Source organism: Aeromicrobium stalagmiti (genome assembly GCF_013283745.1).
Lineage (GTDB): Bacteria > Actinomycetota > Actinomycetes > Propionibacteriales > Nocardioidaceae > Aeromicrobium > Aeromicrobium stalagmiti.
In genome coordinates this window covers 560,883-575,821 of sequence record NZ_JABSTZ010000001.1, presented here as the reverse complement: position 1 = coordinate 575,821, position 14,939 = coordinate 560,883, and the positions used below count along the sequence as shown (strand labels likewise).

Annotated in this window: 14 protein-coding genes; 7 read left to right on the top strand and 7 right to left on the bottom strand. The window is 70.7% G+C overall.

The annotated features are described in order from the left end of the window. Nucleotides 1-74: 74 nt before the first annotated feature. Genes dnaK through HQK15_RS02750 form a run of 4 tightly spaced genes read left to right on the top strand, consistent with a single transcriptional unit; the run spans nt 75 to nt 4,045 of the window. On the top strand, nt 75-1,925 hold the full coding sequence (dnaK, locus tag HQK15_RS02765) for a molecular chaperone DnaK (RefSeq protein ID WP_173489896.1): 1,851 nt from the start codon (nt 75-77) through the stop codon (nt 1,923-1,925). Continuing rightward, complete coding sequence (gene grpE / locus HQK15_RS02760) at nt 1,922-2,497, top strand: nucleotide exchange factor GrpE (protein WP_173489895.1); 576 nt, start codon at nt 1,922-1,924, stop codon at nt 2,495-2,497. Before dnaK ends, grpE begins: the two co-directional genes overlap by 4 nt. Before the next feature lie 19 nt (nt 2,498-2,516). Then, nucleotides 2,517-3,641 carry a molecular chaperone DnaJ gene (gene dnaJ, locus HQK15_RS02755; RefSeq protein ID WP_173489894.1) on the top strand — a complete coding sequence of 375 codons (1,125 nt, stop codon included), beginning with the start codon at nt 2,517-2,519 and terminating at the stop codon, nt 3,639-3,641. Then, on the top strand, nt 3,641-4,045 hold the full coding sequence (locus tag HQK15_RS02750; protein WP_173489893.1) for a heat shock protein transcriptional repressor HspR: 405 nt from the start codon (nt 3,641-3,643) through the stop codon (nt 4,043-4,045). The genes dnaJ and HQK15_RS02750 overlap by 1 nt, the downstream gene beginning before the upstream one ends. Here HQK15_RS02750 and HQK15_RS02745 read toward each other — a convergent pair. Genes HQK15_RS02745 through HQK15_RS02735 form a run of 3 tightly spaced genes read right to left on the bottom strand, consistent with a single transcriptional unit; the run spans nt 4,042 to nt 7,475 of the window. Further along, nucleotides 4,042-4,701: a GNAT family N-acetyltransferase gene (locus HQK15_RS02745; RefSeq protein ID WP_173489892.1), complete on the bottom strand. Its 660-nt coding sequence runs from the start codon at nt 4,699-4,701 to the stop codon at nt 4,042-4,044. The two genes, HQK15_RS02750 and HQK15_RS02745, sit on opposite strands and share 4 nt — an antisense overlap. After that, nucleotides 4,685-6,778: an Ig-like domain-containing protein gene (locus HQK15_RS02740; RefSeq protein ID WP_254450751.1), complete on the bottom strand. Its 2,094-nt coding sequence runs from the start codon at nt 6,776-6,778 to the stop codon at nt 4,685-4,687. Before HQK15_RS02740 ends, HQK15_RS02745 begins: the two co-directional genes overlap by 17 nt. 28 nt (nt 6,779-6,806) lie before the next feature. Further along, complete coding sequence (locus HQK15_RS02735; RefSeq protein WP_173489890.1) at nt 6,807-7,475, bottom strand: GNAT family N-acetyltransferase; 669 nt, start codon at nt 7,473-7,475, stop codon at nt 6,807-6,809. An 81-nt stretch (nt 7,476-7,556) separates the two neighbouring features. On the opposite strand from HQK15_RS02735, the gene HQK15_RS02730 reads away from it, so the two are divergent. Continuing rightward, nucleotides 7,557-8,027 (top strand): RDD family protein, encoded by a 471-nt coding sequence (locus HQK15_RS02730; RefSeq protein ID WP_173489889.1) that lies wholly within the window; start codon nt 7,557-7,559, stop codon nt 8,025-8,027. 21 nt (nt 8,028-8,048) lie between these two features. Here HQK15_RS02730 and HQK15_RS02725 read toward each other — a convergent pair whose 3' ends face one another. The 3 genes from HQK15_RS02725 to HQK15_RS02715 all read right to left on the bottom strand — a co-directional run bounded on the left by HQK15_RS02725 (nt 8,049) and on the right by HQK15_RS02715 (nt 11,813). After that, complete coding sequence (locus HQK15_RS02725; RefSeq protein ID WP_173489888.1) at nt 8,049-9,314, bottom strand: HAD family hydrolase; 1,266 nt, start codon at nt 9,312-9,314, stop codon at nt 8,049-8,051. Then, the gene (locus HQK15_RS18955) at nt 9,311-10,519 is read right to left on the bottom strand and encodes a PucR family transcriptional regulator (protein ID WP_173489887.1); all 1,209 of its coding nucleotides are present in this window, start codon (nt 10,517-10,519) and stop codon (nt 9,311-9,313) included. Before HQK15_RS18955 ends, HQK15_RS02725 begins: the two co-directional genes overlap by 4 nt. Nucleotides 10,520-10,700: 181 nt before the next feature. Next, complete coding sequence (locus HQK15_RS02715; RefSeq protein WP_173489886.1) at nt 10,701-11,813, bottom strand: hypothetical protein; 1,113 nt, start codon at nt 11,811-11,813, stop codon at nt 10,701-10,703. A 267-nt stretch (nt 11,814-12,080) separates the two neighbouring features. On the opposite strand from HQK15_RS02715, the gene HQK15_RS02710 reads away from it, so the two are divergent. Both HQK15_RS02710 and HQK15_RS02705 read left to right on the top strand, forming a co-directional pair. Beyond that, on the top strand, nt 12,081-12,713 hold the full coding sequence (locus HQK15_RS02710; RefSeq protein WP_173489885.1) for a hypothetical protein: 633 nt from the start codon (nt 12,081-12,083) through the stop codon (nt 12,711-12,713). Between the two features lie 97 nt (nt 12,714-12,810). Continuing rightward, a complete protein-coding gene (locus tag HQK15_RS02705) occupies nt 12,811-13,440 on the top strand; it encodes a hypothetical protein (RefSeq protein WP_173489884.1) in 630 nt (209 codons plus the stop codon). A 202-nt stretch (nt 13,441-13,642) separates the two neighbouring features. Here the strand turns inward: HQK15_RS02705 and HQK15_RS02700 are convergent, their stop codons facing one another. Beyond that, on the bottom strand, nt 13,643-14,866 hold the full coding sequence (locus HQK15_RS02700; RefSeq protein ID WP_173489883.1) for a PucR-like N-terminal domain-containing protein: 1,224 nt from the start codon (nt 14,864-14,866) through the stop codon (nt 13,643-13,645). Between the last annotated feature and the right edge of the window lie 73 nt (nt 14,867-14,939).

The window sequence follows — 14,939 nt, the reverse complement described above, 5'->3', positions numbered from 1 at the left end:
TAACATCAGACTCAAGTCACTTGACACACATTCTTGACGTCACCACAGATCACCCCCAAGCAGGAGGAAACACCATGGCAAGAGCGGTCGGAATTGACCTGGGCACGACCAACTCGGTCGTCGCCGTGCTGGAAGGTGGCGAGCCCACCGTCATCGCCAACGCCGAGGGCGCCCGCACGACCCCGTCCGTCGTCGCGTTCGCCAAGGACGGCGAGGTCCTCGCCGGCGAGGTCGCCAAGCGCCAGGGCGTGACCAACGTCGATCGCACGATCCGTTCGGTCAAGCGCCACGTCGGCACGGACTGGAAGACCGACGACATCGACGGCAAGACGTTCAATCCGCAGCAGATCTCGGCCTTCATCCTGGCCAAGCTCAAGCGCGACGCCGAGGCATACCTGGGCGAGGCTGTCACCGACGCGGTCATCACCGTGCCGGCCTACTTCAACGACCACCAGCGCCAGGCGACCAAGGAGGCCGGCGAGATCGCAGGCCTCAACGTCAGCCGCATCATCAACGAGCCCACCGCGGCCGCGCTGGCCTACGGCCTCGACAAGGCCGACGACCAGACGATCCTCGTCTTCGACCTCGGTGGAGGCACGTTCGACGTGTCGCTGCTCGAGATCGGTGACGGCGTCATCGAGGTCAAGGCCACCAGCGGCGACAACCACCTCGGTGGAGACGACTGGGACCAGGCGATCGTCGAGTGGCTCGTCAACCGCTTCAAGAGCAGCACGGGTGTCGACCTGACCAAGGACAAGATGGCCATGCCCCGCATCCGCGAGGCCGCCGAGCGCGCCAAGATCGAGCTCTCGAGCTCGTCGAGCACCGCGATCAACCTGCCCTACATCACGGTCCAGGACGGCAACCCCGTCTTCCTCGACGAGACGCTGACCCGCGCCGAGTTCGAGAAGATCACGTCGCCGCTGCTCGAGCGCACCAAGGCGCCGTTCAACAACGTCATCAAGGACGCGGGCATCAAGCTCGCCGACATCGACCACGTGGTCCTCGTCGGTGGCTCGACCCGCATGCCGGCCGTCACCGAGGTCGTCAAGACCCTCACCGGCGGCAAGGAGCCCAACAAGGGCGTCAACCCCGACGAGGTCGTCGCGCTCGGCGCCAGCCTGCAGGCCGGCGTCCTCAAGGGCGAGGTCAAGGACGTCCTGCTCCTCGACGTCACCCCCCTGAGCCTCGGCATCGAGACCAAGGGCGGCGTCATGACCAAGCTCATTGAGCGCAACACGACGATCCCGACCAAGCGGTCCGAGGTCTTCACGACGGCTGACGACAACCAGCCGTCCGTCGCGATCCAGGTCTACCAGGGCGAGCGCGAGATGGCGTCCGGCAACCAGCTGCTGGCCACGTTCGAGCTGACCGGCCTCCCGCCGGCCCCGCGCGGCGTGCCGCAGATCGAGGTCACCTTCGACATCGATGCCAACGGCATCGTCAACGTGTCGGCGAAGGACCGTGGCACCGGCAAGGAGCAGTCGATGACGATCACCGGCGGCTCGGCGCTGTCCAAGGACGACATCGACAAGATGGTCAAGGACGCGGAGCAGTACGCGGAGGATGACAAGAAGCGCCGCGAGCAGGTCGAGACCCGCAACCAGGCCGAGTCCCTCGCGCACACGACCGAGAAGTTCCTCGCCGAGAACGGCGACAAGGTCGGCGACGAGGTCAAGGCCGAGGTGCAGACCGACCTCGATGCGCTCAACGAGTCGCTCAAGGGCGAGGACGCGGACGCCATCCAGGCTGCCGTGACCAAGCTCGGCGAGTCCAGCTCCAAGATGGGCGAGGCGATGTATGCCGCGGCAGCAGCCGAGGCGCAGGCCGCCGGCACCGACGCTCCGACCGCCGACGCGGCCGATGACGACGACGATGTCGTCGACGCCGAGATTGTCGACGACGAGGACGAGGACAAGAAGTGACCGAGCCTGACGGCTCGGTCCCGGAGCAGGAGTCCGCGGAAGGCTCGACCGGCGAGACGCCGGCCGAGCCGGCCGCGGCCCCGGCCGAGCTGACCGTCGAGCAGCAGCTCGCCGAGCGCACGCTCGACCTGCAGCGTCTGCAGGCGGAGTACGTCAACTACAAGCGCCGGGTCGATCGTGACCGTGAGCTCGTCCGCGCCCAGGGAGAGGCCGCTGTCCTGCAGTCGCTCCTGACGGTGCTCGACGACATCGCGCGGGCCGCCGAGCACGGCGAGCTCGAGGGCGGCTTCAAGGCCGTCGCGGACGCGCTGCACCAGGCGGTCGCGAAGCACAGGCTCGAGTCGTTCGGCGCCAAGGGCGAGCCGTTCGACCCGGCGGTGCACGAGGCGGTGTTCCACGCCGGCGAGTCGGCCGAGGTCGAGGTCACGGCGGTCGACACGGTCATGCGGACGGGCTACCGTCACGGCGACCGGGTGCTCCGGCCGGCGACGGTCGGCGTGGTCGACCCGGCCGCGGCGGTCGCACCGGACGAGATCCCGGACGAGTCGACCGTCACCAGCGACGACGAATAGATGAGAGGAGGGGTGCGACATGGCAGCGAGTGACTGGGCGACCAAGGACTTCTACAAGGTTCTCGGGGTCAAGAAGGACGCGACGCAGGACGAGATCAAGAAGGCGTACCGCAAGCTCGCCCGCGACAACCACCCCGACTCCAATCCCGGCAACAAGGCCGCCGAGGAGCGCTTCAAGGGCGTCTCCGAGGCCTACGCTGTGCTGTCGTCGGCCGACAAGCGCAAGGAGTACGACGAGCAGCGCAGCATGTTCGGGCAGTTCCGCGGCGGCGGAGGTCCCACGGGCTTCGGTGGCCGTGGGGCCCCGCAGGACTTCGACGTCAGCGACCTGTTCGGCGGGCTGTTCGGTGGTGGCGGACGCGGACGCTCGCGGCGTCCGCAGCCCCGCAAGGGCGACGACCTCGAGACCGAGGCGACGATCACCTTCGAGCAGGCCGTCGATGGGGCCACCCTGCCGCTGCGCATGACCAGCGACGAGGCGTGCACCAACTGTCACGGCACCGGCGCCAAGCCGGGCACCACCCCCCAGGTGTGCCCGAAGTGTCAGGGCAGTGGCAGCCAGACGGGCGCTGCCGGTGGCCTGTTCGCGATGACCGAGCCGTGCGACGAGTGTCGCGGGCGCGGGCTCATCGTCGAGCACCCCTGCGACATCTGCTGGGGATCTGGCCGTGCGCCGTCGAGCCGCACGCTCAACGTCAAGGTGCCGGCGGGCGTCAAGGACGGCCAGCGCATCCGGCTCAAGGGCAAGGGCGGCAAGGGCGACAACGCAGGTCCCAACGGTGACCTCTTCCTCGTCGTGCACGTCGAGCCGCACCGGCTGTTCGGCCGCAAGGGCGACCACCTGACCATCACGGTCCCCGTGACGTTCGACGAGGCTGCACTGGGCGCGCAGATCCAGGTGCCGACGCTCGACGGGCCGCCCGTCCGCATCAAGATCCCAGCGGGCACGCCCACCGGGCGGACCTTCCGCGCCAGTGGGAAGGGTGCGGTCACCAAGGCCGGCGGCCGCGGAGACCTGCTCGTCACGGTCGAGGTGCAGGTGCCGGCCGAGCTCTCCGACGAGGAGCGCGCCGCGATCGAGGCGCTGCGCGAGGCACGCGGCGCGGGCTCGCCGCGTGACGGACTGTTCGAGGCGGTGACGTGATGTCCAGCGGTCCCAGCCGGCACGATCCGGCCGCGTTCCAGCCGCCGGGTCCCGAGGCCAAGGTCTTCGTGATCAGCGTCGCGGCCGAGCTCTCCGGGCTTCACCCGCAGACGCTGCGCACCTACGACCGGCTCGGGCTGGTCGCGCCCGGCCGCACCGGTGGCGGCGGGCGGCGCTACTCGTTGCGCGACATCGAGTTGCTCCGCACGGTCGCCCGCCTGACGGCCGAGGGCCTTGGTCTCGAGGGCGTCAAGCGCGTCATCGAGCTGGAGAACCAGGTGCTCGCGCTGCAGGCCAAGGTCGCCGAGCTGCAGGCCGAGCTGGTCAAGTCGCACGAGGTGCAGAACCTCCCGGCACTGATCGCCGACAGCCAGGTCGTGATCTGGCGCAAGATGCGTCGCTAGTCGAGACGTTCGTCCATCGGCGTCATGGGTGGCATGAGGTGAGTCAGCGGCGCCGCTCGGTGGCGCCAGACGCTCGCCTGCGTCATCCGGTCGCCGTCTGACGTCCGCTGGCCGTCGCCCCACGGCAACGAAGAACCCCGGGCGAACGCGAGGATGCCGGCAGCCAGGGTCAGGGCGGTGCCGATGCTCTGTCGACGCCACTGCGGTGACACGTACAGCTGGTCGACCTCGCCGGTCGCGGGGTAGAGGCGGACAGCGCCGAGCTGGTCACGAGTCCGGGCCGAGGTGGCCCGCAGCGCCCCTCGATCGAGCAGGCGGCCGGGCTGGACGTCGTGCCCCGTGAACGCCACGAGGTTGAGGGCCGGTGGGGCGGCGTCGGGCTCGGGCAGCTCGGCGAACCACAGCGGGGGCGCCTTGGGCGCCCCGAGCGGTGTCACCACGAGTGCCACCACGTCCTGCTCGGGTCCGAGGTGGGCGACGGCGAGCGTGGCACCCGCGAGGTAGGCGATCGCGTCGGTCGCGGGCAGCTCCACGAGCTCGCCGTCGGCGTGCCGGTCGGAGCCGGCGCCCGCGACCCACACCGGGCTGCCGTCGTCCGCGAGGCCGCGGCACGCCCAGAAGCCCGGTGGGGTCCCTCGGTCAGGCTCGGTGGACACCGGCGCGCCTGCGACGTTCCGCGGCGGTGGCGACGCTGCCGGTCCCGAGCAGCAGTCCGGCCAGGCCGAGCAGGCGCCAGTCCGCGCCGCCGGTGTCCGGCAGGGCGGCGTCGGACGTGGTCCCGTCGCTGGGGGAGGCCCCGTTGTCGGACACGCCCGTGTCGTCGTTGTCGTCGCCCGGGTCGGCGCCGTCGCCCGGGTCGGTGCCGTCCTCGTCGTCGGGGACGACCTCGACCGTCACGGTGCCGGTGGAGGTGCCGTTGGAGTTGGTCACCGCGTACTCGAAGGTGTCCTCCCCGCTGAATCCGTCAGCCGGCGTGTACTCGATCGCGAGCGTTCCGGCGCTGGGCACCGCGCTGACCCTGGCGCCGGCGGACTGCCCCACGACGGTGGCCGTTCCGTGGCTCGGATCGGTCTCGAGGTCGAGCGTCGTGGCCGGGTCGTCACTCTCGTCGTTGGCCAGCACGTCGATGCGGACGGCCTCACCCTCGTCGGTGGTGGCCTCGTCGTCGACGACCACCGGCAGGAGCCCGGTGTTGCTGAAGTCGAAGGAGAAGACGCTGGTGAATCCGCAGGAATCTTCGAGGACGTTGCACGGCTCGAGCGTCTGCTGCTGCGTCGAGGCGACGAGCCCGGGTGCTGCCGTGGCCTGCACGACCGTGACGGTCGATCCGGCAGGAGCGGTGTAGGAGCCGAGGAATCCTGACCCGGGGCAACCGGACGCACTGGCGGGCGGTCCACCGGCCGGGCCCGTCGTGCAGGTGAACGACGACGACGTCCCGTCCTGGTTGGTCGTGGTGACGGTGAACTCACTGCCGCTCGTCGTGGTGCCCTCCGGCACGTAGGAGCCGTCGGCGACCTGCACGCCGACCCGATACTTCTGCGATCCGTACACCGGAGCGACGTCACCCACGTCGACCCGGATGCTCGCCTGGCTGGTGCCGTTGGAGTTGGTGAGGTTGTACGAGAACGTCTCGCGGCCGTTGAAGTCGGTGTTCGGGGTGTAGAGGATCTGCTGGCGTCCGTCGCGCGTGACCACCTCGGCCGTGCCGTTCGCGGGGGCCTGCTGGACGTCGATCGTCGTCGCCGGGTCGTCGCTCTCGTCGTTGGCCAGCACGTCGATGAGGACGGGGGTGTTGGCCTCGGTGTCGACGTCGTCGAAGGTCGCCACCGGTGCCAGGCCCGTGTTCTCGAACACGACGTCGTTCGTGTCGCACGGCAGCGGGTCGGTGTTCTCGCACGGCTCGAGGGCGGCGACGAGCGTGGAACGCGAGAGTCCCTCGGGGGCCGACGTCTGCTCGATCGTGACGGTCGCTCCGGGGGCGGCCGTGAAGTTGGGGCCGAACGGGTTGCCCGGGGTGACGGTCACGTCGGGCGTTGCCGCGGCGCGCTCCAGGACACCCGTCGTCGGAGCGGGGCAGTAGGCGGTGTCGCCCTCGACGACGGTGGCCGTGCACGTGTCGTAGGTTGTGGCGCCCTCGGCGTCCGTCGAGGCGATCTGGAACGTGGCACCGGCCGGCGAGGTGCCGTCGGCGACGTACGAGCCGTCGGCGATCTTGATCCCTACGCGGAACTTCTGGAACCCGAAGTCGGGGGCGATGGCCTCAGCGACTGCGCTCTCCTCGGTGGAGGCGTCGGGTGCGGTCGGAGCGGCTCGACCCTCGGTGACCGGCACGGCGGGGGACGTCTCGTCCGGTGTGTCCTCGACGGGTGCCGGGGCTTCGGCCGGGGGGCTCTCCGGCTCCGACTCGGGCTCCGCGGGCGTCGCGGCGGGCGGAGCCTCCGGCTCGGGTTCGGGCTCGGGCTCGGGCTCCGGCGCCGGTGCGGGCTCGGCAGCTGGCGGGGGAGTCGGCTCCTCCGCCGGGCTGGCGGACTGCGACGGCTCGGCCGAGGTCGGCTCGTCGGCCGCGACGGCGGCGGGGGCGAAGCTCATGACCGAGGCGAGAGTTGCGGCACCGGTGATGGCGAACCTGCTGATCGAGACACGCAGGAACGAGTGGGAGTGTGTGGACAAGATGATCCCCGAACGGGTCGTGGCGAAGTGGCCCAGCTGCTCGAGGCCCCCCTGAGCATGCATCACGAACGGCGTCGTTGGGGACAGAACGTCACATCTTCTCCTGATCCTGCGGGGGCGAGGGCGCTGGAGGGGTCATCGGCGGGGCGAGGTGGGTGAGGGGCGCGGCCCGGTGGCTCCAGATGCTCGTCGACCTCATGGCCTCGCCGTCGCTCGTGCGCTGGCCGTCGCCCCACAGCCGGGCCCATCCCCGGGGAAACGTGACGATCGCGGCGGCCAGCACGATCGCGGTCCCGATGCCGTGGCGTCGTTGCCCGGGATGCACGTAGACCTGGTCCACCTCTCCGGTCGCGGGATACCACCGGAGTGCGGCCAGCTGGTCGGCGTTGCGGACCGGAGCGGCACGAGCCGCGTCGGGATCGAGGAGGCTCCCGCTCTCGATGCCGTGGCCGGTGAAGGCGACGAGGCTGGTGGCAGGGGGCGATGCATCGGGCTCGGGGACCTCGACGAACCAGAGCGGGGGAAGTAGAGGAACAGCCCGCGACGTCAGCTCCACCCGTGCCACCGAGCCGTCAGGGGCGAGCCGCGCGAAGCCGACGGCGTCGTTCGCGATCTCGTCGAGGGCGTCCGCCTCCGCCAGCTCGACGTCAGCACCGTCGGGGTGCAGGTCTGAACGGACCAGCGCCGTCCACGAGATCGCCCCCGTCGGGTCGAGAGCGCGAACCCGCCAGAGAGCGGTGGTCGATGCGGAGGACGTCATGTCAGCCTCACGATAAGGGGAACCGACGCACGGAACCGCGAAGGCGCTACGGTTTCGGTCCGACGTCGACGAGGAGTGGTCATGGCAGATCCGTACACGGCGGGCACCCCCGCACCCCCCGTCTACGCCGGCTGGTTCGCGCGGGTCGTGGCCCACCTGATCGACGTCATCCCCCTCATCGCGCTGTTCATCGTGATGGCTGCGATGTCCGACGGCATCCGGTCGAGCACTGACGACGGTTTCTCGCTGTCGATCAACCTCGACGGCGTCCCGGCTGCGGTCTACCTCGTCATCACCCTCGGCTGGTTCGGCTACAACTGGCTGCACCTCGAGGGCGGAACGGGCCAGACGGTCGGCAAGAAGGCCCTTGGCATCTCGCTGGTCTCGGCCGAGACACGCCGCCCGCTCGGCGCCGGTCTGGTGCTCGCCCGCCAGTTCGTGCACATCCTCGACAGCCTGCCGTGCCTGCTCGGCTGGCTGTGGCCGATCTGGGACCGCGAGAAGCGGACGTTCGCCGACATGACCCTCGGCACGCGGGTCGTCAAGTTCTGACGAACTGACCGCCGACGCGGTTCAGCCGGACGTCGCCACCGCGGCGGTCACGGCGGCGATGCCCGCGGCCGTGGCGGCCATGACGACCGCGCCCGCAACCCCTGTCAGGGCGGCAGCGACGCCGAGAGCGCCCAGCAGGACGGCGACACGGCCGCTCCGACGCACCCGCCATCCTGTCGCCCGGGCCGCCTCGACGGCGTCGGCGATCCGGGCGGGAGCGAGGTCGTCGACGACGATGACAGGCCTGCCGGCGACAGGTTCGTCGGGCGTCGTGAACGCCAACGTGGCACCGTCCGAGGCCGTCGTCCCGACAGTCGCCACGACGAGGCCGTCGGCGACGAGCGACCTGACGACCTCACCGGTCCGGGCCGCGTCGCACGCGGAGTGGAACTGGCTGATGCCGGCGAGGCCGGCCACGTGGCGGGTGCGCTCGTCGCCGTCGCCCGAGACCAGCACGAGGTCGAGACCGAGTGCGGTGAGCCGCGCGACGTCGCGCGTGAGGTCGGGGCGGACGTCGTCGGCCACCGTGATGCTGCCGAGCGCCCGCCCGTCGACCTCGACGCCGACCGTGGTCCAGATCGTCGGGCGGATGTCGATGCCGATCCAGTCGGGGGAGCCGACCCGCACCGGATGCCGGTCGACCGAGCCGCGGATGCCGAGGCCGTCGACGACCTCGACGTCGCTGAGCTGCCCGCGCGCCGACAGCGTCGCGACGGCCCGACCGACGCGGTGGTCGGACGCCTTCTCGAGTGCTCCGGCGAACCAGCGCAGGTTGCGGTCGTGATCGGGCTCGACCGGCTCGACCGACACCACGGTGAGGTCTCCGGTGGTGACCGTGCCGTCCTTCTCGAGCACCAGGGTGTCGAGCCGGGACGTCGCGCGGACGGTGTCGAGGTCACGCAGCTGGACCCCGTGGGCCCGGGCTCGCGAGGCGCCGACGGAGAACGCGAGCGGGGCTCCGAGGATCGTCGCGGCAGGGCTCGCCATGACGAGTGCCGCGACGCCCACACGGGCGCCGGCGGCCGGGTCGTCGCGAAGTCCCCAGGCGATGGCGCCGGCGGAGGCCACCAGCAGCACCGCCGGGACGAACCACCGCGGCGTGGTCGTCGCGCCCGCGGGGAGTCCGCTGCGCGAGCGCACGATCACGGCGCCGACGGCGAGCACGACGGTCGTGGCGGCGGGCAGCGCCTGCGTCGGCGAGCTGCCGTCCACCACCGCCGCGACGGCCCACGTCGCCGCGGCGACGACGGTGACCGCGACGAGCACGAGGTCTCGGGTCCCGGTCACGGCTCTGCGCCCTCCTCGGCGCGGAACCGCTCGAAGTCGCTCTGGTCGCCGGCCTGCCACAGGGGCACGCTGGCCTTGAGCAGCATCGTGATCTGCACCATGAACTCCGGGTCGTGCAGGTCGTCGCCGAACAGCTCGTTGATGCGCTTCCAGCGATAGCGGACCGTCTGCGCGTGGACGCCGAGCTGGGCCGCGATGGCCGGCGCGCTGTCGCGGGTCTCGAGCCAGACGAGCAGGGTCTGGGAGAGGATCTCGCGGGAGTTGGGCGTCTCGGCCAGCAGCGGCTTGAGCAGGTCCTGGCACATCCGCTGGCGCAGGGCAGGCTCGGCGTGCAGCCAGATCTGGGTGCGGTGCGCGCGGCAGTCGACCACGGGCTGCTCGGGGATGACCCCGCGGCGGACGAGGTCGAGGGCCCGGCGCGCCCAGCGGTAGCCGGCGGGGACGGACGTCGGGTCGACCGGCCAGCTGATCGCCACCCGCGTGCCGTACGCCGCCAGGGCGGCCGTGAGGTCGTCGGCGTTCGCGGCGTCGGCGATCACGATCACGCGCTGCTCGTGGCGCACGACGAGGTGCGTGAGTGCGAGGGCACCGACATCGATGCGCTGCTCTGCGTCGGGGTCGGAGACCGTCACCACGACGGACTCGGGCACGTGCCAGACGCTGGGGTCGACGTCAGCGATCGGGGTCTGCCGTCGCCCTGACAGCAGCTGCTCGGCGAGCCTCGCACGGGCAAGTCGCCGGTCGCCCCGGATGGCTCGGCGACCGGCAGCGAAGCCCAGCTCGGCCTGCGCGACGAGCTCGTCGATGTAGGAGAACAGTGCGTCGGCGAGCCGTCCCCTGGCCTGCTCCGGCACGGGGTGGTCGACCTGGGCCCTGCGCAGGTGGTCCCACGTCACCGTCGCGGCGAGCCGCAGGGCAGCGTGCATCGCGGCGAGGTCGCCGGTGCCGGTGGCCTCGGCGCGGGCCATCGCCTGGAACATCTCGTCGACCCCCCGGTCGCGGTGCGGCAGCCCGTCGAGCCCGTCGAGGAAGCGGTGCGTGGCCTGCTCCACCGCGTGGGCGATGACGTCGCGGCGGCGCCCGTCCGGTCGCCCCGCGTAGGCGGGCACCTCGGCCTGGATGCGCTCGGCGACCTCGGCGGCCACGGCCGGCACGAGCTCGCGCAGCGCCCGTGCGTGCTGCTCGACGGACTGCGGCTCCGTCACGGCACGGACTTCTGCCCCGTGCCACGGCCCCCGATCACCCATGTTCCCCCCACGATGGCGATGACGTGTGAGCGCATCGTACCGATCCTCTCGGTCAGGGGGCAGGGGTCAGGAACGGCGGATGGGGCGCTGGCAGGCGGGGTCGGAGGGAGGGGACGCCGCCCGCCAGCGGGCTGGGGGATCAGTCGTTCGGCTCCTCGCCGGGCGCGTAGTCGGGGATCTCGAACTGGTCGGGAACCGTGACGATCCGGGGATTCGGGTGCGGCGAGGGGGAGCATCCCGAGCGAGGATCGTCGGGGCTCTCGACGCCCGGCTGGTTGGGGATGGAGATGAAGGCGCCGTCCTCGTCGGTGCCGTAGTTCGTGCAGTTCGTCGCCCCCACCCTGATCATCAGCGGGTTGTCGGGTCCGGAGACGGCTGCGGTCAGGATGGGGGAGATGTCGTCTCCCGACGCGGTCGCGCAGCCGGTGAAGGCGGGAATGTCGAGGGTCCCCTGCAGCGCTCCGCCCTGGATGCCGAACTGGTCGATCTTCGGGTCGAACTCGTCCTCGAGCTTGCCGAAGCCCGTGGTCGACTCGTAGCCGTACGGTGTCTCCACGACGAGCTTGCGGTTCGACACCGAGAGCTGGGCCGTCGGTCCGGTGCCGCACGAGGAGCCCAGCCGAAGGTCGACACCGTCCACGGTCACGTCCCGGACCCGGACGTCCACGCGGTCCTCCAGCGTCGCCGACTCGATGGTCTTGATGAACTCGATGCCCGCGCGCGGCTGATACTCCTGATGGTCGTGAGGCTGGAAGATCAGCGGGTAGGGAAGCCCGTTGCCGTCGCGGCGCTGGCTCACCTGCAGGGTCGCCGTCACGGGAATCGACCCGAACACGACGGTGCGGATCGGGATCAGTGCGGAGTCGCCGTAGGGATGCTTCGAGCCGCTCGGCGAGGTGAAGAAGGCCCGGATGTAGTAGGTGAAGTCGTTCGCCTGCTCGCCGGGGTAGGCGTAGCCGAACTGGATGGATGCAGCCACCATCGTCAACGGCACCCGCGTCCACTGCCGGGCCGGGATCGATCCGGCCAGCCCGACCTGCGGGAAGTTGAGCCAGCTCGTCTGGTCGACGAAGTCAGGCGGGAAGCTTTCACAGGGCTGGCTGTCCATCTCGACACAGTCCGGGTAGGGCAGGCCCGGATTGCGTCCCTCTCGCTGCTCGTCCGCGACGGACGAGGACGGAAGAGTGGTGAGGCCCAGCGCAGCCAGGCAGGCGATCGCCGCAAGGCGCAGCGGGCGGGCACGGCGTGTCATGCAGGCACGCTCGCAGCCGTGTCCGGAGCGGGTCAACGACTTCGCATCGAGACGGTGGTCGAAGCGCGACTAATTGTCACGTGGGTGACAACTCGCCTCGACGACGGTGGACCGGCGCAGATTGTCAGACGCATGACAATCTCTCCGCCGTTTTGATTTTTTCCGACCTCGGCCATTGCCTGCTGCTCGGCCGACGTGCGCTGAATGGCGACGTGACACCCGTCACGAATGACCAGATCCAACGCACTGAGAGAAGTGGAGAGACCCATGAAGCTCAAGCACGCAGCCATCGGAACCGCAGCGATCGCGCTGGCGGCCGTCGGCGCCGCCGGCCCGGCCCTGGCCACCGGCAGCACCTACACCGTCGCGGTCGGAGGCAGCTCGGCTGCCGGCACGCACAACATCACCGCCACGGCCGGAGCGTTGTCGTTCGCCGTCCCGACCCTCACGATGGGATGCTCCAGCGCGAACGTCCCGGCCTCCCCGGCCTCCACCGTCGCCAGTGGCGCGGGCATCACCGACATCGCCGCGATCAACAAGATCAACTTCGTGGGCTGCACCGGTCCCGGCGGTGCCCTGACCGTCACCACCGTCGGCTCGTGGAAGCTGCACGGCACCAGTGCGGCAACCGCCGGCGCCACTGACGTCATCAGCGGGCACGTCGAGAACATCACCGCCAACGTCAGCAACGCGGTCTGCCGGTTCACCGTGACCGGCTCGGCCAACGGCACGTTCAACGAGGCCACCCAGAAGCTGACCGTCAGCGAGACGGGCTTCACCGGCAACCTCAAGGTCACGTCCGCCAGTGGCTGCCTCGGCCAGGTCACGACGGGCCAGAACGCCAACTTCAGTGGCGTCTTCACGGTCGCGTCGGCCGACGGCGCGATCAACGCGAGCTGACGCCCACCTGCTCGGTCGGGGACGGGCCTCCTCCCGTCCCCGACCGGACCATCCCTGCACGTCGCCACTCCCATCACCCGCACGAAGGAGCACCACCATGACCCTGTCCACCACCTGGCGTCGCCGCGTCGGCGTCGTCACCGCCGGCGCCGCGCTCGGCCTCATCCCGATGGCCGCGCACGCCGCGACCATCGTGACGCTCAAGCACGACGCCGTCGGCACGAGCTACATCGCCAAGACCAAGTCGACCATCGAGCTGAAGCCCACGACGCTGACGACCGACCTCGACATCGACACGGGCGACTTCACGGGATCGCTGCCGCTGCCCGGCACGTCGACCGAGTTCAAGGCGGCCGGCTTCCTCCCGGTCAAGGCCAACGTCGACTTCATCCCCGTCGGCTCGGTCACCGGCCGCATCGACCTGACGCAGACCCAGGCCAAGGTCAACGCCACGGCCACGTACTACGTCAAGCTCTCGAACATCAAGATCGTCGGCTTCCCGACGTTCGCGGGCAGCAAGTGCCAGACCAAGGTGCCCGTCAGCATCCCCGTCGCAACGCCTGCCGACGAGGGCTTCGACATCATCGCGGGCGGCAACCTGACCGGCACCTACTCGATCGGCAGCTTCGAGAACTGCGGCCTCAACACGGCCTTGATCAACGCGCTGGTGCCCGGTGGCGGCAACACCGTCGACATCCAGGCCAGCAACGGCGTGGTCGTCGAGTAGTCACTGCCGTTGGACCGGTCCGGCCGGCTCGTGGGTCATCACGGGTCGGCCGGGCCGCTGCCTGTGGAAGCCGAGGCGCCGAACGGGGCATCCTCGTTAGGCTGGAGGGGCGCGGACCCGGGGCCACATCTCTCCGATTGCGTTGGATCTGATCTGACTCCCGGGTCCGCGTTCCCTTGCCTCCAGGGTGGGGCAAGCGCTGTCAGGCGGCGTCTCGGCGCCAGCCCGGTGTCGTCGACTCGAGGGCCGTCAACAGGTCGACGGTGCGGGTCGGGTCGGCCAGCTCGTCGGCGAACATCGCCTTGAGGTGCCGGAGGCGGTGCCTCACGGTCTGCTCGTGGACGCCCAGCTGCTCGGCCAGCACCGGTGCGCTGTGCCGGGTCTGCAGCCACAGCAGCATGGTCTCGGCGAGGGCGGCCCGGCGCTTGGGCCTCTCGGCCAGCAGCGGGGCGAGCAGGTCTGCGTCGGCGTGACGGCGCAGCATCGGGTCGGCGTGCAGGCACAGGTGCGCCTGGTGGTCGCGGCACCACACGATCTTGTCGTCAGGAGCCGTGATGATGCCGGTGTCGGCGAGCTCGAGCGCGCGGAACGACCAACGGGCCGCGTGACGGACGTCGGTCGACGCGACGCCCCAGCTGATGGCGACCGGTCCGCCGATCTCGTCGACGACGCGTCGGGCGACGTCGACGACCTCGTCGGCGTCGGCCACGATCGCGAGGCGTCCACGTCGCACGCCTGCCAGCACGTGCGGATGCTCGGCGAGCACCCTGCTCGTGGTGGCGCTGCAGTGCGAGGCGACGACCGCGACGGCAATCTGCTGCGGGACCGGCCACTCACTCTCGTCGGCCAGCTCGGCGATGCGGTCGGCGCGTCCGTTGCTGAGCAGCTCGACGAGCAGCTGGGTGCGGGCCTGGTGGCGCGCCGATCGGTTGTCACCGCGCGCGCTGGTGTAGCCGGCGACAGCCTGGTCGAGCAGCAGGCGCTGGTACGTCATGACGGCGTGTCCCACGCGGGCCACGACCTCGGCCGGCAGGCCGAGGGCGAGCGTCATCTCGCGCAGCTCGTCCCACGACTCCTGGGTCGCGATCTGGTGCGCGGCCTGCATCGCGTCGAGGTCGTGCCCGCCTCGGCCCTGCAGCTCGCCGAGACGTCGGTAGAACGCGAAGACCGTCCGGATGCTGGTGCGGCGGCGCGCCAGGGCGTCCATGAACGCGTCGACGGCGCACGTGATCGCCTCGGTGACGGCCGCCTCGATGCGCGGGTCGGTGGTGGTCGCGAACGCCGCGACCTCGGCCCGGATGCGCCGGGTGATCCGCCCGCTCAGGTCACCCGCCCGCTCGCGGCAGACCACGACGACGGCGGGGTCGAGTGCCGGCAGGTCGAGCAGGTGGTCGAGCGAGCCGGCCTCCGTGATCAGAACGGTCATGCGATCCCTCCCCGTGGTGCCTCGCGTCGTGACGGTCGACGCGCATGGTGCCAGTGAAGGGGCGGGGTGAGGA

Coding starts and splice junctions, on each gene's coding strand:
- HQK15_RS02700 (WP_173489883.1), bottom strand. CDS start 14,866: ATGACCGTTCTGATCACGGAGGCCGGCTCGCTCGACCACCTGCTCGAC.
- HQK15_RS02750 (WP_173489893.1), top strand. CDS start 3,641: ATGTCCAGCGGTCCCAGCCGGCACGATCCGGCCGCGTTCCAGCCGCCG.
- HQK15_RS02740 (WP_254450751.1), bottom strand. CDS start 6,778: ATGCATGCTCAGGGGGGCCTCGAGCAGCTGGGCCACTTCGCCACGACC.
- HQK15_RS02730 (WP_173489889.1), top strand. CDS start 7,557: ATGGCAGATCCGTACACGGCGGGCACCCCCGCACCCCCCGTCTACGCC.
- HQK15_RS02710 (WP_173489885.1), top strand. CDS start 12,081: ATGAAGCTCAAGCACGCAGCCATCGGAACCGCAGCGATCGCGCTGGCG.
- dnaK (WP_173489896.1), top strand. CDS start 75: ATGGCAAGAGCGGTCGGAATTGACCTGGGCACGACCAACTCGGTCGTC.
- dnaJ (WP_173489894.1), top strand. CDS start 2,517: ATGGCAGCGAGTGACTGGGCGACCAAGGACTTCTACAAGGTTCTCGGG.
- HQK15_RS02735 (WP_173489890.1), bottom strand. CDS start 7,475: ATGACGTCCTCCGCATCGACCACCGCTCTCTGGCGGGTTCGCGCTCTC.
- HQK15_RS02705 (WP_173489884.1), top strand. CDS start 12,811: ATGACCCTGTCCACCACCTGGCGTCGCCGCGTCGGCGTCGTCACCGCC.
- HQK15_RS02715 (WP_173489886.1), bottom strand. CDS start 11,813: ATGACACGCCGTGCCCGCCCGCTGCGCCTTGCGGCGATCGCCTGCCTG.